This is a genomic window from Marinicella sediminis (assembly GCF_002000055.1).
In the GTDB taxonomy this organism is placed as follows: Bacteria; Pseudomonadota; Gammaproteobacteria; order Xanthomonadales; family Marinicellaceae; genus Marinicella; species Marinicella sediminis.
This window is the reverse complement of the sequence record NZ_MVBD01000017.1, coordinates 1-22,568: the sequence shown is the minus strand read 5'-3', so window position 1 is coordinate 22,568 and position 22,568 is coordinate 1. Positions and strand designations below refer to the sequence as shown.

Annotated in this window: 5 protein-coding genes; all 5 read left to right on the top strand. The window is 47.1% G+C overall.

Going from position 1 to position 22,568, the window contains the following annotated elements; all coding sequences use genetic code 11:
• The first annotated feature begins 4 nt into the window (after nt 1-4).
• On the top strand, nt 5-730 hold the full coding sequence (locus tag B0475_RS16445; RefSeq protein ID WP_077412972.1) for an ABC transporter ATP-binding protein: 726 nt from the start codon (nt 5-7) through the stop codon (nt 728-730).
• Nucleotides 730-3,159, top strand: coding sequence for an ABC transporter permease (locus B0475_RS16440; protein WP_077412971.1), 2,430 nt, complete (start codon nt 730-732; stop codon nt 3,157-3,159). The genes B0475_RS16445 and B0475_RS16440 overlap by 1 nt, the downstream gene beginning before the upstream one ends.
• A 139-nt stretch (nt 3,160-3,298) precedes the next feature.
• On the top strand, nt 3,299-3,682 hold the full coding sequence (locus B0475_RS16435; RefSeq protein WP_157893035.1) for a hypothetical protein: 384 nt from the start codon (nt 3,299-3,301) through the stop codon (nt 3,680-3,682).
• A 167-nt stretch (nt 3,683-3,849) separates the two neighbouring features.
• Nucleotides 3,850-20,763, top strand: a complete 16,914-nt coding sequence (locus tag B0475_RS17535) for an SDR family NAD(P)-dependent oxidoreductase (protein ID WP_109862419.1) — start codon at nt 3,850-3,852, stop codon at nt 20,761-20,763.
• 12 nt (nt 20,764-20,775) lie between these two features.
• On the top strand, nt 20,776-22,568 hold a 1,793-nt coding region (locus B0475_RS16355; RefSeq protein WP_157893034.1), incomplete at its 3' end, for a condensation domain-containing protein.

Genomic DNA, 22,568 nt, shown 5'->3' with positions numbered 1-22,568 from the left:
ATTTGTGAGTAAAGCTTTAATTAAATTGCAAGGCGTTAAAAAAGTCTTCAGAACGGATGAGGTTGAAACTTATGCCTTGAACAACATTGACCTGACCATCAACGAGGGTGAATACGTGTCGATATCTGGCCCCTCCGGTTGTGGTAAGTCAACCTTGTTATCTTTATTGGGCTTGCTTGATGTGATGAGTGAAGGTCAGTACACGCTGGCTGGTCATGAAGTGACAGGCATCTCAAAAGCAGATCGTGCGCGCATTCGTAATCAGAAAATTGGTTTTGTCTTTCAGGCATTTAACCTGATCAGTGATTTGAGCGTTGAAGAAAATGTTGAATTGCCGCTCACTTACCGAGATGACTTGAATAAAGAGCAGCGTCAACAAATGGTGGCCGAAGCTTTGGCGAAAGTGGACATGACACCCAGGGCAAAACACTACCCCTCACAACTGTCAGGTGGACAGCAACAAAGGGTTGCCGTGGCCAGAGCCATTGCAGGTAAGCCAGCCATCGTGTTGGCGGATGAGCCAACCGGTAACCTGGACTCAAAAAATGCCGACGCGGTGATGGACTTGCTGGATAAGTTACACGCAGATGGTGCCACCATCTGTATGGTGACCCACGATCCAAGGTCAGCCAGCAAAGCCCAAAGAATCATCGAATTGTTTGATGGCAAGGTTGTGGGCGATAAACCAACCAGCAACACTGTGACGATGCCACAGAGGGCTCAAAGCTGATGGTTCTCAGTGATATTAAATACACCTTAAGGTTGCTGCTTAAGAAACCAGGGTTCAGCCTGTTGACCATCCTCGTGATGGCCACAGGAATTGGCTTGAGCGTATACATGTTCTCATTCCTGAATACCATGTTATTCAAGGATTTGCCATTTGAAAATGGCAGCAAGATTGTTCAGATCAGTGCTTCGGAAGGCGGCTTCAAAACGGGTGATCAACTAAACCTCAGTGACTATCATGAAATCAGTACAAATCTACAGGGGTTGACTGAGTTTGGTGGCTACACCAGCAAGAGTGTGAATGTATCTGGCCGCGATGGGGTCAGAAGATACAGCGCCACCTTGGCAGAACCCAACATATTTCAGGTCACCCGCACTAAGCCAGCTTTGGGTCGGGGATTCAATGATGTTGAAAATCAGCCGAATTCTGAGGCCGTTGTAGTGATCAGCCATGATTTGTGGGAAAACCGCTTTGCTGGCGCCGATTCGGTGATTGGTGAAAGCCTGAAAATCAATGGCACGCCACACCAAATCATAGGAGTGATGCCAAAAGGCTATTCTTTCCCAGTCAGGGCTGAGCTCTGGTTGCCATTGAAGCAAAACCGCAGCACGGTCAATCGCAACCAGGCAGAACATGTGTATGGACTTGCACGGTTGGATGATTCTGCGTCAGTAGAACAAATCAATCTTGACATCAATACTGTGATGCAAAGATTGAGCGAGCGGTATCCCAAGACCAACACAGGAATCAGTGCATACGTTGACACTTTTCAAATGGCAGTGGTTGGTGATGGTTTAACGGTTGTTTATTCAATGCACATTGTGGCGATATTGATCTTGATTCTGGCCTCAGTGAATGTGGCGAATTTAATGCTTGCCAGGGCCATCGAACGCAGCAAAGAGACGGCCATTCGTGTGGCACTCGGAGCTCCTAAGTACCGCCTGGTGGGACAGTTGATGTTGGAAAGCGTACTGATTTGCCTGGTGGCGGGGCTGGCGGCGCTTGGGTTGATCAGTCTGGGCTTGAGTTTGACCGAGTCTGCAACCGCATCTTTCTCAATTGACAAACCGCCATTTTGGTGGGTGTTTGGCATAGATGGATTCACCATCTTGTTGTTGGTGATGTTTGTTGTTCTCACGGTTGTACTGACCGGGTTGATTCCTGCACTCAAAAACACGGGTGGTGACTTCAATGCCGTTTTACGTGATGGAACAAGGGGAGCCACGAGTAAAAAAACCGGCAGGATAAATAAATTACTGGTCATTGGTGAAATTTTTATCTCAATGGCTGTGTTGATTGCGGCAGCAGTGATCTCTTTTGCCACTTACAAAGCCACGGAAGCAGACTACGGTGCGGATACCTCTGGCAAGTTGGTCAGTGATTTGATCCTGACAGAGTCGAAATACGCCACTGATGAGCAAAAAGTTCAATTTGTACAATCCCTGGAAGCCAATTTAAAGAACCGGCCCGAAATTGATGGGGTGATGATTTCATCAGCGTTGCCGGGTAATTACAGTGACAGGAAAAACATCGCTCTGGAAAACAGAGAATACAGTGATACAGACAACACGTCGTATCCGCGGGTTAATTACATCACGGCGACGGTTGGCACCCTGCAGAATTTAGGGGTTTCTCTGCTGCAAGGCAGGTATTTTGATTCCAGTGACAAAGGATTAGGCAAAAACAGTGTCGTTGTGACTGAAAGCTTTGTTGCCCGACACTTCAAAGATGAAGATCCTTTGGGGCAGCGGGTGAGGGTGGTTGAGTCAGATGACTCCCAGCCTAACTGGTTGCAGATTGTTGGTGTGGTAGAGCACACGATTCAAGGATCTCCAGTGGATGATGTTGGCAAGCCGCCCACCATGTTCAGGCCCTATTCGCAAGATCCTGGAACCCAACTGAATATAGCGATGGGCATGCAGGCTGGGGAAAAACAAGTCACAGATGCATTGCGTCAGGTGATGCTGTCGCTGGATCCTGATCTGCCTGCTTTCAGCATTGAAACCTACGATGAGACGGTCAGTCGGAACATTGCACCTTTGCGCTTCGGCAGTGCCATTTTTCTTATTTTTGGAATTGCTGCTGTGGTGCTTTCTGCCAGTGGAATTTATGGTGTGATGTCCAACACGGTCAACGCCAAAGCGCAGGAAATTGGCGTGAAGAAGGCTTTGGGAGCCAGTGATGATCGCATCACCAGGGAGCTGCTTTGGTTAGGTTTCAAGCACCTGTTATGGGGTGGCATTCCTGGTTTGCTGGTTGGTTGTGCCATGGGTTTTGGGATGTCGCAGTTGTTCGGTATCGATGGGTCATCGCTGTTAATCATCGCAGTCTGTCTGGTGCTGATCATCAGCACAGCCGTGATGTTCGCCACCTACTGGCCTACGCGAAAAGTGGTCCGCTTAGAGCCAGCAGACATTTTGCGTGGTGAATAACAGTTAGATTCGGATAGGTCAAGTAGCCATTGATCAAAACAACTCCATCAGTTTTTGTTGGGGTTGTTGTTGCTTTCGGCAATCATTGAGTAGGGTTGTTTTGACTTGAATGAAAATTTTTATTTGGGAAGTTGAGGTTATGAAACTAAAGGTATTTCAAGTTATTGCAAGGTATTTATTGGGGTTGTTTTATTTGATTGGAGCCATTGATGGGGGCATGTACCTCTTTTTAGACATGGAAATGGCCCCCAAACCAGATGATGCGTTTTTTACGGGCTTAATTCAAACCACCTATTTTTGGGCTTTGATGAAGTTTATCCAGTTACTTGGGGCGGTCAGTTTGTTGTTCAACTACAAACCGGCATTGGGTTTCGCTCTGCTGTTACCAGTGACTTCTGTGCTGTTCCTCTATTATTTATTTGAGCTGCATTGGTATTTGATGGCGATCTTCCTGTTGGTTACTTCGTCATTACTTTTCCATTTGTATTCCAAAAGCTACCGCCATTTGACAGAAAAATACTGAAGGTTTGTGATGCATGTTGTGGTTGTCACCCAGTGCCAGTCAAAGCACGAGGCAGCCACACATCACAGGTTGACCTTAACCATACTTTCACACAGTTTTTTACGTGAAATACATTACTGCCATGCCCCCACGCACTGGGAGCATATACTCAATATTCAGAGCTTACAATGAAAAAGCAAAAACTACGCACAGCCACCGACAATCTTTTGAAATCAATCATTTCGGAAGTGTCTTCAATTCCCACTGAACAGCTTGATTCTGGCACACCTTTTCTGGAACTGGGTATTGATTCTTTTTATGTTTTGAAAATCATCAAAAAGTTAGAGGATGTCTTTGGAAAACTGTCAAAAACATTGTTGTTTGAAAATTTTGACATCAATGATTTAAGTCAGTATTTTGTGGAGAATCATGAAGCGGTTTTGCTGGAAAAATTTGCTTCAAATAAGCCAGCAAACAGTGCAGCCAAAATATCCAGTGAAGCACCATCATCCGTTGCAAAGCCAATCAATCGTCAATCTGAATTGATGCAACCCATTGTGATCTCAGAACGTTTGGCGCTTGCCGATGAACACCTGGGCCCATTGGTTCAATCGATCTACGATGAACACAAGGGTGAGTCATCTGTATCGCGTGGCACCCGAATCATTGCGCCGCAACTGTTCATTGGTGCTGATCGTCAGGGCTACATCCACTTCAGTCAGTATGGACAACTTGTTTTGGCTTATGCATACACAGGTCCGGACTCTTACTTTGAGACCATAGTGAACGAATTTCTTGTTTACAGCAGAAAGCAAAACCTGGAATTCAACCTGTTGGTGAACCAACACCTGAGGCAGATTGGTAGCACCAACGTAACAGCCACACCTTTTGGCGCCCTGCAACGGGTACACGGCTTGCAACAATTTTCTTTGCAAGGCGGAAAAATGCGCCGTTTACGGTATTTGGTCAATAAATTTGAAAAAGCCGGTGAGTGTCAAACCGAAGAGTTCATTGTTGGCTCGAATGAGCAGATAGCCCAACAAATTGTTGATGTGATAGATCAATGGTGCTCGACCAGAACGCAAGTTAATCCGTTGGTTCACGTAGCAAGGCAGGAAATATTGGACGGCACGTTGGATAAACAGCACAGGATTTTCACCACCCGCATCAATGGTGATTTACAAAATGTTGTGATCATTTCACCACTTTCAAAAAAACTGAACGGTTACTTGATGGATTTGGAATTTTATCCACAAGACATGCCATTGGGTGGATTGGAGTACACCATCGTTGAGATCATTGACGTCTTGATTGGTGAAGGTTGTGACTTACTCAGCCTGGGCGCCACCTTGGGACCCAAGCTGGAAGAGCCAGACAACAAAGACGATGATGTTGATGGTTTGTTGGATAACCTCAGGGAACAGAATATCTTCAATGACATCGGAAATCTGCAGTTTAAGAATAAATTCAGGCCGGAAAACAACACCATATACCTGTGCAGAGAAGCCACAAACCAAAACAGCGAAAGCGCCATCGATGTTGTAATGATGATTGCAGACCCCAAAAGAATGCAAACCTTGACGACATCACAAGCCAGTCATGAAGAGGGTTCATCACAGGTAGAGCCGGCAATACAAAGTGCCCCAAAAACAGCACCACAAATCAATGCCGTGAACCACCTGCAATCGGGTGCCTTTGATGGGCGGGCAGAATTGCTCTCATGTCATCACTTCAATCCCCTTGCCGTGAACAGTAAAGACGTGCCCATTGACTTGAGCACAGATTCCTGGGCTCAGCTTGATCCTTCAGTCACTGAAGACCACATGCAAGTACTTTATCAGCAACTGCACCGGTCGAATGACCTGACAGCAACACTGAAAAAAATATTTCCATTTTCTTATTTTGTTTTGACTGAGTCAGGGCGGACTGCAGAATCCGTGCTTTGTGAAGCCTGGCAGGGTACGGCGAAGGTTTTACAGAATTTATTGTTCCCAACCTGGGTGTTTTCAGAGATCCAACATGGTTTGAATCCAGTTGAAATACCTCACCCACATGTTTTTGAAACCGGTTCCAATGTGTTGTTTGCCGGCGGTGTGGATGTACCTGCACTGAAAGCGCAGGTGTTGGACGCTGAGGATGACATTGCCTTTGTGGTCATCGAAGTCAGCAACAACGCATCCGGTGGTTTACCTGTGTCATTGGACGAGTTGAAAACGGTGAAGGCCTTTTTAACTGAACACGAGGTGCCATTGGTTATGGATGCCACCCGAATCATTGAAAATGCAATTTTCGTTGACGCGCAAAAAGCAGGAGAAAAAACTGATTTGTGGAACACTGTGCATGAAATATTGCGCTGTGCCGACGCCATCACAGTGAGTTTGGCCAAAGATTTTGGGGTCAATACAGGTGGACTGATTGCAACCAATGATCAATCATTGTGGCATCAATTGACCAAACTGACAGATGCCAAAGGCTGTGGTTTGGACGTGATAGACAAAAAACTGATTGCCGCCGCCTTACACAGTCGATCCAGAATTGAGTCGCTTGTGGCTGCCAGAATGGATGCGGTTGTACAAATTTCAGCGGCCCTGAAAGAACACAATTTCCCAGTTCAACATACCACGGGTGGTCATTGCATTATCGTGGATGTCAAACAGATACCTGAATTACAAAATTTTGCCTACCCTGTAGAGTCATTCTTGGCCTGGTTGTTTTTAAAGACCGGTATTCGCGCCGGTAGCCACAGTGTCGGCATGCAAAAACATTCGCGTTTGAAGGGCTTGGTGCGTTTGGCCATTCCTGTGGGGCTGTCGGCAGATTCGGTGCAGCAAATTGTTGATGCCTTGATGCAGTTTTCTCAGCAGCTGGACACCATCCCGGAAATAACGCTCAATGAGCAACATAACGCAGAGTATCAGCCAGGGAATAAGCAATACCTCCTGGTTAAGTATCATCAGGTTGCCGGCTCTGGGGAGGATCAGCTTATATCAGAACCGGTCAAACAAAGACCAGAACCGCAAACAACAAACCAAAACATCAGCCAGGCAATTGAGGTGAGACCGGTCGATAATAGGGGCACTAATTCCAACGACATCGCTGTGGTAGGGGTGGCTGGCAGGTATCCGAAAGCAGATAACCTGGCTGCACTTTGGGACAATTTACTCAATGGAAAAGACTGCATCACTGACCTGCCTATGGAGCGGGTGAAAAAGAGGTTAAAGTCTGCCAGGCCATTAAATTACCGCGGTGGGTTTGTCAGCGACATCGACAAATTTGATTCTCTGTTTTTCAACATTTCTCCAAGAGAAGCGGAAATGCTGGACCCTCAGGAGCGTTTGTTTCTTGAGGTGGCATACGAAGCCATTGAGGATGCGGGCTACTACCCTGAGATACTGGGTGAAGGAGAAGGTCCTCACAAGGTGGGTGTGTATGTGGGGGCTGTGTGGGCCATGTTCCAAATGATCGGAGTTGATGAAAAAGCCCACAACAACACCGTTAACCCCAACTCTTTTTTGTGGAGTATTGCTAACCGTGTGTCATATTGGATGAACCTTTCTGGTCCCAGCATGACCATCGATACGGCCTGTTCATCAAGTCTGACTTCCATTTATTTGGCTGTGGAAGGCATCCTGAATGGAGAATGCACCAGTGCGATTGCTGGTGGGGTGAACCTGGATTTACATCAGAGCAAACAAGAAATCCTGGTGTCAGGTGGCACCATGTCGGAAGACGGTTATTGCCGGAGTTTTGGTGAAGGTGCCAATGGTTATGTGGCAGGTGAAGGCATTGGTGCCATCTATCTCAAACCATTGGCCCAGGCTGAACAAGACAATGACAACATCCATGGCGTGATCAAAAGTGTTGTGGTCAATCATGGTGGGCGCAGTGGTGGCTATACTGTGCCTAACCCCAAGGCGCAAAGTGGACTGGTCCTGGATGCCTTAAAAAGGGGTGGTGTGGACGCCAGAACCATCGGCTACATTGAGGCTCATGGCACGGGAACAGAATTGGGTGACCCCATAGAAATCACCGGTTTAACTCAAGCATTTGCTGATTACAATGTGGAGCAACAAAGTTGTTCTGTCGGCTCAGTTAAAAGCAACATCGGCCATTTAGAAGCCGCCGCCGGTATCGTTGGTGTTTGTAAAGTGCTGCTACAAATGCGTCACCAAACCCTGGTGCCTTCGCTGCACTCATCAACATTGAATGAATTCATCGAATTTGAAAGTACGCCCTTTGTTGTTCAACAACAAGCTGAGTCATGGTTGCCCAAAGAAATAGATGGCATCACATATCCCCTGAGGGCAGGCATCAGTTCTTTTGGTGCCGGTGGTGCCAATGCACACATCATTGTAGAAAGTTACCAGGCAACAGACTTGCCAGTGGATCTCAGTGATGACAGGGATTTGTACGTGTTCCCGATCTCTGCCAGGAGTGAGCCACAACTCAAGGATGTGGCCAGGCGCCTGAAACAGCATGTGGAGAATCAGAACGGCACAGACCCCAATAACGTGGCTTACACCTTGCAGCTGCGCCGAAAATCATTTGATCACCGGGCAGTGGTACTGGCATCAGACATCAATGAGTTGGCTGAAAGACTTGGATTATTACTGGCAGATGAAGCCTCGCCTTTCATCATCAGCGGTGTGGTTAAGTCAACGCAAGGTATATCCGGAGTTTTGGATGGTACCGAACAACAATCTTTTGCACAGATGCTTTACGACAAGTATGACCCATTCAAGTTGGCACAACTGTGGGCGGAAGGATTCTTGCAGGACTGGCAGGGGTTTCGTGATTTAATTAAGGGTATTACCGTCTCTCTGCCCACCTATCCATTTGCTGACAAACGCCATTGGCCAGAAGAAGCAGAGCCCACTCAAACGGCCAGCGCAGGTGCGTTCATTCATCCAATGATTGATGTGAATGAGTCTACGTTTGAAAGGCAGGTTTTTAAGAAAACCTTTATGGATGATCAATTTTACATTTACGATCATTTGGTTTCTGCCATCCCGACGCTCCCTGGCGTTGCTTATCTGGACTTGGCCCGAAGCACTGCCGAGTTGGCACTGGGTCGTAAAGTACAGAAGATTCAAAACATCCTTTGGGTCAGCCCATTGACTGTACAGGATCATCAGCCAACCATCGCCAAAACTGAATTGAAGATACAAAATGGCCAGGTTCATTTTGAAACATTCAGCGAAGGAGAAGACCATCACAAGCAACTCTATTCACAGGGTAGGGTGAGTTATCAAACACCCGAGGATACAGCTGCTCAGGATGAGTACATTGACATCCAGGCCATCAAAAAAAGAACCACCTTCACCATTGAAGGTAAAGATGCTTACCCATTGTTCAAAGACCTTGGGCTTTATCTTGGTCCAAGTTTTCAAGTCCTTCAAGAAGTGTATAAAAATGACGACGAAGCACTTGGCCGCCTGGTATTGCCAGCTGCGCGCGTCCTGGATTTGAAATCCTTTGTTCTGCACCCCTCGCTCATGGATGGTTCATTACAAGTCGCTATGGCAGCGGCCATTGGTGATGATGTGGATGAGCTGTTTGTCCCTTATACCATTGGCGAAGTGGAAGTACTACATCCATTGACTGAAGAGTGTTACAGCTACGTCACGGCAGTGAAAGAAGCCAAAAAGAGCAAGTCAAATCTGTCGAAAATGAACGTTGTGATTGCTGACGGCACTGGGAAAGTGTTGGTGAAAGTGCGTGAATGTGTCGGTGTGCCATTGACAGAAGTCCATGAAAAGCCCAACGAAAAAGGGGTCGTGCCATTGTCTTATGCACCTCAATGGGAATCAACGCCATTGCCTGTGCATTTGCCTAACACCGTCGACACGGTACTGTTGTTTGAGGACGTTGATCATCCCTTTTCAGGAATATCTGCATCTGATCAACAGGTAATTCGTGTCCATCAAAGTGAACAATTTGAGGTGAAAAGCAACGGGTTGTATGGCCTCAACCCAGAAAACCCTGCAGATTTTGTGCAATTGGTCGGTGATTTACAGCAAAAAGGGCACACCATTCAAAACATTTGTTTCACCTGGGGTGCTCATTCATTACCAAAAAATGAGTCTCAATTGGCAGACGCTGCTCTGCTCAAGCCGGCATTGAACACTGGAATCTTTGCCTTAATGCACCTCAGTCAGGCATTATTGGCGGGTAACATCAAGGATAAGGTTCAAATCATTTATGCGTATCATTCGTCAGAACCTGGCCATTTTCCACTGCATGCTGCAGTCAGCGGATTTGCCAATACCTTAAAACAAGAAGGTCATAAATTTTCATGTAAAACGGTTGAGCTCATCGGCGACCAACAAACCGCAGGCCGGTCCTGGGAGTTGATGTTTCAGGAGTTTGCCATCAATGCTCACCAAGTAGAAGTGGTGCGCTACCAGGGCGAGGACCGATACATCAAACGAACCCTGGCAACCACCAAACCGGTTTTTGCCGGAAATGATGACAGCTTGGCAGCACCAATCAAACACCGAGGTACATATCTAATCAGTGGTGGAGCAGGCGGTCTGGGATTGATATTTGCTGAACACCTGGCCCGTGAATACCAAGCCAATCTGGTGCTATTGGGTCGCTCATCCATGTCAGCACAATTGGAAGAAAAACTGACCGCATTGACCCATTTGGGTGGTCAGGTTGAATACATCAGCACAGACATCACCGATGGTGAGGAAGTGGCCAATGCATTGGCCCGTGGCAGGGAGCGGTTTGGCCATTTTGATGGCATTATCCATGCCGCTGGTTGTCTGAGGGATGCTTATATTCGGGATAAAAACAGCGAAGATTTTTATGCTGTTTTGGCACCAAAGTTGTTGGGTGCTGTTCACTTGGATCAACATTCCCGGGAAGATAACCTGAACTTTTTTGTGATGTGCTCTTCCATGTCTGCAGTTGGCGGCAATGCGGGCCAATGCGATTATGCGTTTGCAAACAGTTACATGGATGCTTTTGCGCACAAGCGCCAGCGGCTCACCGAGTCAGACATGCGCTGTGGGAATACCTTGAGTTTCAATTGGTCCATCTGGGCTGAAGGTGGTATGCAAATTGATGAAGCGACTGCGGTGTTCTTCAAAAATAACCTGGGCATTGTGCCACTTTCCGTGAAAACGGGGCTGTCAGCCCTGTTGGGTGGCATTGCTTCGGGGTACCCGCAAATTGCAATCATGGAAGGTGAGCGGGAAAAAGTTGAACAGGTTTTTGGTTTCACTGAACAGGTAGACACAACACCCGTTTTAAGTGAGGAATCCGAATCCTCCAATGACAAACGAACAGCGGCAGCAGAGCCTGCTGAAGCGAATTCAGAATTGAGTCAGTTGGTCAAAAAACAACTCACTCAAATGGTGATGGACTTCCTGAAATTAGACGAAAGTGACATTTCATCAGATGCCATTTTACTTGACCTTGGTTTTGATTCGATCGGGTTAACCAGTTTTGCCAATTTAATCAATGAGCATTACGCATTGAACGTAACCCCTGTGCTGTTTTTCGAATATCCATCTATTGATGATGTGACCACATGTTTGACAGAAGAACATCAGGAAGCCGTCAGTAAAGTTCACTCAACAAGTGGTGCCAGTTCATCCCGGGAAAAAGCCACTGCGGCAAAACCGATTCCTTTGCAAGAGGTCCAAAATCCATCAACGTTACTGGATATACAAAGCAAATGGCCTGCAGGGGTTGAAACAACCAGTGAACAACAAACTGTTTCATTGGCCAATCGCTTCACCGATCAACCCATCGCCATCGTCGGCATCAGCGGGTCCATGCCACAATCAGAAAATCTGGATGAATACTGGGATAACCTGGCCAATGCCGTCAACATGATTACTGAGATTCCCAGAGACCGCTGGAACTGGGAAGATTATTATGGCGACCCGTTAAAAGAGGACAATAAATCCAACTCAAAATGGGGCGGATTCATGAAGGAAATTGACAAGTTTGATTCCTTGTTTTTCGGTATATCACCTCATGAAGCCGAATTCATGGATCCTCAACAGCGTCTGTTTTTAGAATGCGTGTGGGCTGCGGTTGAAGATTCCGGGCATAAAATTGCTGACCTTTCCGGTACCAAAACCGGTTTGTTTGTGGGGGTTGCCACGAATGATTATGTGGACATCATGGCCACCAATGACATTGGTATCGAGGCGTACACATCAACCGGGAATTCACATTCCGTGTTGGTAAACCGGGTTTCCTATTTGTTAGACGTCCATGGGCCAAGTGCGCCTTTGGACACTGCTTGCTCAAGTTCATTGGTGGCGATTCACCGGGCCCTTGAGTCCATTCATTGTGGCAGTTGTGACATGGCCATTGCCGGTGGTGTTCAGGTCATGGCCTCACCATCTGGCTTCATCACGTTTGGTAAAGCAGGCATGCTCAGCCCTGATGGCAAATGCAAAACATTTGACAGCCGCGCAGATGGTTATGTGAGGGGCGAGGGTGTGGGAGCCATATTCCTGAAACCATTGAGCCAGGCCGAAGCAGATGGCAACCCAATCTATGCAGTCATCAAAGCGACCGGTGAAAATCATGGTGGTAAGGCCAACGCTTTGACAGCCCCCAATCCCAATGCCCAATCAGAGTTGCTGATTGATGTGTATGAAAAAGCGCACGTGGATCCGTCCACCATCGGATACATTGAGTGTCATGGCACCGGCACCAGTTTGGGTGACCCCATTGAGATCCAAGGATTGAAACGGACTTTCAATGAGTTGTACAAGCGCGCTGGCACTGAACAACCAGCAGCCCCGCATTGTGGCATTGGTTCGGTGAAAACCAACATAGGTCACCTGGAAACCGCGGCAGGCATTGCAGGGATTTTGAAGCTGGTTTTGTCCATCCAAAACAAACAAATACCTGCCTCTTTGCATGTGCAGGAAGTGAACCCATACATAGATTTGACTGGAACACCTTTTTATATTGTCAAAGAAACACAGCCCTGGATTCCGGCAAAAGACAGCAACGGTAAAGATTTACCAAGAAGGGGTGGGGTGAGCTCTTTTGGGTTCGGTGGCGCCAATGCTCATATTTTACTGGAAGAGTACTTGCCACCTGAAGTGATGCCAGTGGCTAATGAGCATGATCTGTTTGTCATCCCACTGTCAGCCAAAACGGAAACCAGCCTCAAGACATATGTGCATAAACTCTTGCGATTTTTGCATAAGAACACCGTTGACATGAATGGTCTTGCATACACATTACAAGTCGGGCGAGACACCATGATTCATAAATTATGTGTGGTGGCGACCAATCAAACTGATCTCGTTGATAAATTGGGAGATGTGGCACAAGGAAACACAGATCACCCTGACGTATTCACGAACATCAGCGGACCGGCTTTGCAGGGACCAGACAAAACAGAAGTCCGGGAATTTCAACTTGATAAAATGGCCAGTCAGGACTGGTCTGCCATTGCCGCGGCTTGGGTGTCTGATTCGGCCATCGATTGGACGCTATTGTATGGAGCCAAAAAGCCACAACGACTCTCAGTGGTCACATACCCATTTGAACGCAACCGACACTGGATCATCAACGAGTCCAATGCTGGAAAAGGCAAAGCCGGTCACCATGGTGAGGAGTTAAGTACCATACACCCGTTGGTTCACATGAATGTATCAACCCTTACAGCACAAAAATTTGCCACCATGTTGAATGGACAGGAGTTTTTCTTGACTGAGCATGTGGTTGACGGGAAGAAAATCCTGCCAGGTGTCGCCTACATGGAAATGGCCCGTAAGGCGGGTGAGTTATCCGTCGGTTCTCAGGTGACGACCATCCGCGATTTAGTTTGGTTTAAACCCTACATTCATGATGATAATGACAGTGGTCAATTAGCAATCACCATGCACCCTGGAAAAATGCAGGTTGGTTTTGATGTGACACACTTCAAAGCGGGTGAAAACACGGTGTTGAGCAAAGGCGCGCTGTCTTTTGATCAACACGCCCACCCCAGACAGCAACTTGATATCAAAGCGATTCAATCCCGCTGTACTGAATTGGCTTATGATGCACCCGGTTTGTACTCATTGCTTCACAATTCAGGATTGGAATTGGACAAAGGGTTCCAGATTGTTCAAACCATTCACGCCTCTCAAACTGAGGCTTTATCAGTCCTTCAATTACCCGCTCATTTGCAGCAAGGGGCAGACGATTATTTGCTGCACCCTGCATTGATGGACGGTTCTTTACATACCTCGATGGGTTTGTTGAAACTTAATCAAATCGATAAGGCACTGAACCTGCCATTTTCTGTGGAAGAAATTCAAATTTATGGTCCATTGACTGAACTGCATTATGGGTATGTCACCTGGTCAGATGAAAATGCGTCATCAAGCCAAGGTGATCACCGGGTGACAGTCACGCTGTTGGATCACGACGGGGTCGTATTGGTGAGGATGAAAAACTTCTTATCAAAACCTTTTGATCGGAGTAATTTTGGTAAAATTTTTGGTAAACCATTGCCTTCAGGCGCCGTTGAGCCAACCGTGGTTGGCGAGCAATTGAATGCATTGGCTCCAGTATGGGAAGTTCTGCCTCAATCACCAGAAAGCCAACCAGCGGTCACCCCTGCAGAGGGTGTATACCTGGTTTGTTCCACAGCAGACCAGGAACAGTGGTTGCGTGAAGACTTCGGGCACATCCAAAAGTCCCGGTGGGTGACGGCGCCGACGAGTGAAGAAGTTGACAGGATCACCAGCGCCAAATTTGACGAACTGGTTTGGGTGGCTCCTGATGTCCAGCAGGAAGCCCAAAGCGCAGAAGATTTCCAGGCCATGATCGAGGAACAGGAACGCGGTGTCATTGCTTTGTTTAAATTGACCCGGGCATTGATCAACGACAAAAAAGGCAGCCAGCCGCTGAAATTAACCATCATCACCCAGGGAGCTGTACTCGTCACCCAAAGGCAATCTATCAATCCTTGCCACAGTGGTGTGATTGGCTTTGTAGGTAGCCTGGCCAAGGAGTGCCCGCATTGGGACATCAGGTTGTTGGACATTGAGTCTTTGCACACAACCCAGGCCAAATCATGTTTGTCTCAACCATTTGACCCAATGGGCAATCCGCTGGCTCACCGCAATGGTCAATGGTACCGCATGGGTCTGGGTCAGGTTGAACTGGGCAAAGAGTTTAAGCCGGTATACAAAGCGGGCGGCGTTTATGTGATCCTGGGTGGTGCTGGTGGCTTGGGCGAATTGTTGAGCAGTCACTTGATTGAGCAATACGATGCAAAAATAGTGTGGATTGGCAGAAGCGAATTCAATGCTGAAATCAAAGCCAAGTGTGAATTATTGGGTGAAAAAGGCAATCAACCCTTATATTTTCAAGCCGATGCAACTGATTTGAACTCGCTGAAATCAATGGCATCAGAATTGCAAAAAATTCATCCCCAAATCAATGGTGTGGTTCATTCTGCGATTGTTTTGAAAGATCAAAGCATTGCCCAGATGAGCGATGAGGCGTTTACCAAAACCTTGCGGGCCAAGGTTGATACCAGCGTAAACCTGCAATCAGTATTCCGGGATTGTGAATTGGATTTCATGTTGTTCTTTTCTTCCATCATTTCTTTCTTTAAGACGCCTGGCCAGTCTAATTATTCAGCAGGTTGTACCTTCAAAGATGCTTTCGCATCGGCCATTTCTGCATCAAACAAATGGGTCACAAAAGTCATCAATTGGGGCTACTGGGGGAACATTGGTATTGTGGGTAACGAGGGTTATCGAAAAATCATGGAAGGTGCGGGTATTGGCTCCATCGAATCAGAGGAAGGCCTTGAGGCATTGCAACAATTGATGGAAGGACCGTTTGATCAGTTGGGACTGATCAAAACCCTGGGCACAAAAGCATTGAAGAACTTGTCTGTAAAAGAAACTTTGGCGCCAGCCAGGCAATTTACCTCGACTCAAGTGGTTGACATGAGTCAACTTGAAACAGCGAACCTGCCACCCGATGAACTGAAGGCGTTGGAGAACGAATACAACAGCAGTGAGCTGGATGAGTTGGCCGGGCAGTTACTGGCGTCGATTTTGCGTCACTCAGGTGTCGATCTTGAACAGCCCGATACCAAGGCAAACATGGATGCTGATGTCCCGGAATTCTATCGTGAATGGTTACACAGCACGCTGACTTATTTACACAACCACGATTTGACTTCTGCTGACGCGACCATTTCAACAGAAACGCTGTGGAATCAGTGGCATGCAGCCACAGCCAGGTGGTCAACAAACCCCAACAGAAAAGCCCAAATCACCCTGTTGGAAACCTGCCTGAAATCATTGCCTGAGGTATTACAGGGACGTAAGCTGGCCACAGAAGTCATGTTCCCTGGTTCATCCATGGCATTGGTTGAAGGGATCTACAAAGACAACGTGGTGGCAGATTTTTATAACCGGGTCCTGAAAGAAGCACTCAAAGCTCAGCTGGACCATTTACAAACAACCGCGCCCCAGCACAAAATCCGGATTCTCGAAGTGGGCGCAGGAACTGGTGGCACCACATCACAGCTGATCCCATTGCTTGATGGCTACAAAGACCGCATTGATGAATACTGTTACACCGATATTTCCAAAGCATTTTTGCTGTATGCAGAACAGCAATATGCACCTCAAATGCCATACTTAAAAACCAGTATGTTTGATGTTTCAAAACCATTGAATCAACAAGCGACTCAATTTGCAGATTACGACATAGTCATTGCAACCAATGTGTTGCATGCGACCCCAAACATCCGGGAAACCATCCGCAACAGCAAAGCGATACTGGCTAAAGAAGGGGTTTTACTGATCAATGAAATAGGTACCTGGACACTGTTTGGTCACCTTACCTTTGGTTTGCTTGAAGGTTGGTGGTTGTATGAAGATGGTGAGTTGCGCATCCCTGGCAACCCAGGACTGAACTCAAAAACCTGGCAAAATGTATTGTTTGATGAAGGTTTTCATGCGGTTCAATTCCCTGCCAAAATCGCCGACTCATTGGGTCAACAAATCATCGTCGCACAAAGCGATGGCCTGACCCGCCAGGTCAATGGTAATGAAAAGGAGTCTGAGCCATACCCAATTCCGTCGCAAGCACCGCGGCAAAACCAGCCGATTGAACATGTTGAAGGCCAACCCACTGTCAAACAAACTCAAGACACAACCTCATTCGATTCAGAGGACATCATGAACACACAGATCCAAGATGTGATCAAACAAAAACTATCAGCTGCGCTTAAAATTGAGCCAGGAATCATCCAAAACAAAACACCGTTTGCAGACTACGGTGTGGATTCAATCATTGGTGTCAGCTTGATTCGAGACATCAATGAAGCGTTGCACATTGAATTAGAAACGGTGGTGTTGTTTGAACACAGCAACGTTGAGTCACTGGCAGCGTATGTCACGCAGAATTACGCTGGAACCTTGGCACACCAGGCATCAGATGAAACGGCAGCTGTTGATGCGCAAGTGGTCGAACAAACCGCTCAGCGAACGACTCAACAAAGCAGCCAAATGGGCTTGTCAGAAATCCAGAATGTGATCAAACAAAGCCTTTCCAGCGCCTTGAAAATTGAACCAGGAATCATCCAAAACAAAACACCGTTTGCAGAGTATGGCGTTGATTCAATCATTGGAGTCAGCTTGATTCGTGACATCAACTCAGCATTACACATTGATTTAGAAACGGTGGTGTTGTTTGAACACAGCAATGTTGAGTCATTGGCGCAACACATCAATAAAAACCACGCGGTGGTTTCTGGGCAACAAGCACCGGAGGGTACTCAACCAGCCCTGGTCGGGCAGCCACAAAACAATTCGGTTGAACCTTCAACCCGCTTGGATCTTGTGAACCAGGAATCCCGTTTCTGGAATCCCAGTCAAAGGGAGGTACAAGCTGAGCAGCACGCAACGCTGAGTCAGGCTGAAATTGAACCGATTGCCGTGATAGGAATGAGCGGCCGTTTCTCTCAGGCCGATTCACTGGATGAGTTTTGGGACCACATACAACAAGGCAGGGAGTTGGTTGATGAAGTGACCAGATGGCCTCAGGCCGAGTGTGCGGGATCGCAGATCAATGCCGAAGATTATTGCACACGAGGCAGTTTTATTAATGGCATCGATCAATTTGATGCTGAGTTCTTCAGGATATCACCTGAAGAAGCCACTTACATGGACCCTCAACAACGGATCTTCCTGGAGGAGTCCTGGAAAGCCCTGGAAAATGCCGGATATGCCACAGATAAAATCGGTGGTAAACAATGCGGTGTCTATGTGGGTTGTGGTGGTTCACATTATGACAGTTTAATCACTTCAGAACCGCCTGCCCAATCATTTTGGGGCAATTCCGAATCGATGATTCCTACCAGGATTGCTTATGAATTAGATCTGCGTGGACCCACAATTGCAATTGACACAGCTTGTTCAAGTTCTTTGGTGACCATCCACCTGGCATGTCAGGGTTTGTGGATCAGAGAAACTGAAATGGCACTGGCTGGTGGTATTTTCCTGCAACCAACGCCACGCTTTTTCCAGGTCGCTAACCGTGCCAGCATGTTATCAGGGACGGGTTCGTGTCGCTCATTTGACCCCCAGGGTGATGGTTTTGTCCCGGGTGAAGGCGCCGGTGTACTGGTCCTCAAAAGACTGTCTGACGCACAACGAGATGGTGATTACATCCATGGCACCATCATTGGCAGTGGCATCAACCAGGACGGCAGTTCCAATGGCATCATTGCGCCCAACGCAAAAGCCCAGATCGAATTGCTTGAATCGGTGTATGAGCGATTTGAAATTGATCCGGCTTCAGTGCAACTCCTTGAAGCACACGGAACAGGTACGGCTTTTGGTGATTCCATTGAACACCTGGCATTGAAACGCGTTTTTGACAACAAGGCCCAAAACGGTCCAACTCATGCGCTGGGTTCAGTCAAAATGAACATTGGTCACACGGTGGGTTCAGCTGGGGTTGCCGGAGTACTGAAATTGTTGTTGGCCATGAAAAACAAACAACTTCCACCTACACCTCATCTAGAGCCGGCTTACGAAACCGAGGGCCAGGACCTGTCACCATTCTATGTGAACACCCAACTCAAAGAATGGACTACGGAAAATGACCAGCCTCGTCGTGCGGCTGCCAGTGCTTTTGGTTTCAGTGGAACCAATGCACACATCATCCTTGAAGAGCCCGGGAAGCGGCCAGGCACCATTGACCAAACCCTTGGTAACCTGATTGTGTTCAGTGCCAGAACGGCGCAACAGTTGCAACAAAAGATCACTGACATGATTGCCTGGCTTGAGACTGGTCAAGATTTTTCCTTGCTGGACATTGGCCATACATTGTTGTCTGGTCGAAGCACATTCAAGCATCGACTGGCCTGTGTGTCCAGAAGTGCAGAGGAACTGAGGTTACAGCTGAAAGGTTGGCTGGACACGCGTGAGTCAGGGTTTGTATTTGCAGGGGTGGTAGATGGCTTTACCGTTAAAGAGCAGGTTGCCCTGAAGAACTTTGGTAATTACTGTATTGAGCAATGCGAAGCCCATGTGGTGCAGCCTGGCGAGCCTGATGAAGGGGTTTATCTGGAACAACTGAGCACCCTTGGTGACTTGTTTGTCAAAGGCTATCAACTGAATTACAGCCGATTGTATGGCAACACCGCCAGGCGGGTTCCATTGCCGACTTATCCATTTGAGCGGAGCCGTTTTTGGGTTGCAACTGAGCCCCTCAAGGCAGCACAACTGGCCGCTAAAAACAATGGTCAGGCAGACAGCAGATCAGTCATTCATCCGTTGTTGCAACAAAACCAGTCGGATTTGAGTCAATTGCGATTCACATCCCAAATCAGTCAATCAAATCGGTTTGTGCAAAAACAAGGTGATCAGGCGATTATTTTACCCAGCACACAACTGGCAATGGCGTTGCTGGCAATCAAAGCCTCCATGCCTGATAAACAAGCCAGTTTTGTTTTGCACTTGACCAACACTGCCTGGGCACAGCAACCTGTGGTTGTGGAAGACAGCAGTCACTTTGAAGTCTCTTTGCTGCCCTTAAGCAAAAACCAAATGGGTGTGGAACTGTGCCGTAAAACAACCGATGAAGTGGCAGTCTGTTTGCAAAGTTATGTTGATTTGGCCGCAGGGGAACTTCAGCCATTGACTTTTGATGTGACTGAATTCAAAGCACAAGCTGTTGTTGAACATATCGCCTTTGAAAACAGTTTTTACCATCATGGGGAACGGGTTGTTGTTGAGTTATGCCGGTCTGATGAAAGCAACGTGATTGATGGCCTGGCAGCCATTGATTTAGCTGCCATTGTCATACCTGCCCGTGCATTGTTGCTCCGCGAAAAACCGACTGAAGATTACCCAGCGGTAATTGCCGTGGGTTTTGCGTCATTGCACCTCCTGATGACCGCAGGTGCACCACAGTATGTGATGATTGAACACGTTGATTCAGGTGCTGTGAATGTCAACATCCTTGATGCTCAGGGACATATATTGATGGTCATTGAACAACTGCAATTCAAACAGGCAGACCGACAACCTCAAAACACCGGCTACATCTTTCACCATCCAGAGCACAACGATTCAGTGGTTGAAGCAAGCAGTGAGTTGGTGATGACCGTTGAGGAAAAAGCCCGGGTATTTGTCACACAATTCATTGCAGGTTTATTGAAAACCCCCACCGAACAGGTGGCCACAAACCTGAATTATGTTGAATTGGGTGTGTCTTCAATGGGGTTGGCTGCGTTGATCAAAGAACTCAATCATTTATTGGGCGTTGATATTCTGCCAAGTATCTTGTTTGAACATGTGACGATTGAGGCATTCTCAAATCATTTGGGTGCGCAATTTGAAAAACAATTGGAACAGTTGCGGGTGTTCAAAATACCAGAATCATCGGATACCAGGGGAGCGCCTTCTGATGCCTTTGTTCTACAACCCATGCCGCGACCAAAAAGACCATTTTACTTAGGTGATCACATGCAAAACCAAGAAAGCCAGACAACTGAGCAAAGCAATCCTCAACAGTTGGAAGACATGTTGGAAATGCTTAAGGCCGGTGAAGACACTGACCAAGACTCAACTCAAAAATTAACTTTTTAAGGGGATGAGGCAATGAAAGAACTCCATGATTTTCTCACTGTTTTGGTCAATAAAGGCATCAGGTTGTCAGTTGAAGGTGATCAACTGAATTGTTTTGCTGCAAAAGGGGCGATTACGCCCAGCATCAAAGAGGACATCATTAAATACAAACCCAAGCTGATGGAATTGCTCGGCTCTGCTGGTTTGGCACAACCATCAGACCATGCCGAACTGACTGGTGAAGTGGTGCAACACTTCCCCATGTCAATTGGTGCGCAGGGTTTGTTTGTGGTACAACAACGGGCACCTGAAATGACCGCTTACAATGTGCCATTGTGCTTTGAGTTCAATGCCGAACCTGACCTTGATGCGTTACACAGCGCGTGGTTGTCAGTCCTGGAAAAATACCCTTTGTTGTGTACTTGTGTCGAGGAACAAGAAAATCGATTGTTTTTCAGCCACAAAACCAACTTGAAACAATCAATCAATGTGCTGCAGCATCCAGGCTTGACCGCTGAGCAAAAACAGCAAACATTAGAGGCCGCATTTCAAGAAACTTTTGACATGGTCACAGGTCCGCTTTATCGGGCTAGTTTGCATCGGTTTGATGACGCGGATGTATTTCTGGTGGTGATTCACCATGCCATCATTGATGGGACTTCTTCGTTGATCTTGCTCAAATCACTGTTTGAATTTTATTTGGCCCACCGCTCCGGACAATCCCAACCCACCATTGATGTGGTCAATGGATATGCCCAATTTGCCCAGTGGGAAAGCCAGCTATTGGCTTCTGATGAAGGGCGGTCTCATCAAAGTTATTGGCAAAAGCAACTGTCAGGTTCCTTACCCGGTTTGACGATTATTCCGGACAGAAAAGCCCTCAATACCAGTCAGGTAGATGCAGGTGTTTTAACCCAGACATTGTCCCAAGACCAGTTTGCATTGATCAAACAATTTACCAAGGATCACACCACCCAACCGTCTGTACTCTTTTTGACCACATTTCATGTTTTATTAAGCCATTATTCAGGCCAAAATGAAATCATTTATGGGATGCCCTCAATGGGCCGCACGGACCCAAAATTCCAGACGGAATTTGGTTACTTTGTCAATGTGATCCCTTTGCGTCTGACGGCTGATGCCAATGCACCATTGATTGATTTCATTCGCCAGGTTCAAGCTACCATGGTCGATGGGCTCTATCATGCCAATTACCCATTGCCAGCAATCATTAAAGACCTCAAACCCAATCAAGCAAACAGTGAACCGTTGTTTCAAGTGACGTTCGTATTCCAGAATTTCATACAAGACGCGGGTTTAGCCGAAGACACTTATGCAACCATGGGTGTCAAACCAGTTGAAGGCATTGTGCAACAGGGTGAGCGGGAACTGGAATTAGAGGTGCTGGAGCACAGCGATCATTACCAAATCAATCTGAAATACAATAAGAACTGTTTTTCAGAAGCCTACATTCAGCAACTGTATGGACATTTTTGTGTGTTGTTGGACAACGTCTTATCAAGCACAGACAAACCCCTTCATGCCTATGATTATTTCAGTCAAATCGAAAAAGATCAGTTGTTGATTGCATTCAACGACACCGGAGTTGAATTGGCTGCAGATCGGTGTTTGCATCAACTGTTTGAAAGTCAGGCTCAAAGTACCCCCGGTGCCCCCGCTTTGTTGCATGAAGGCAAGGTCATCTCTTATGGTGAGTTGGAGCTGGCCAGCCGTCAGTTGGCTCTTTATTTGCAAGCCAGGGGCATAGGCGCCGGTGACTTGGTGGCAGTTTGCCTTGACCGATCGCCGATCATGGTCACAGCCCT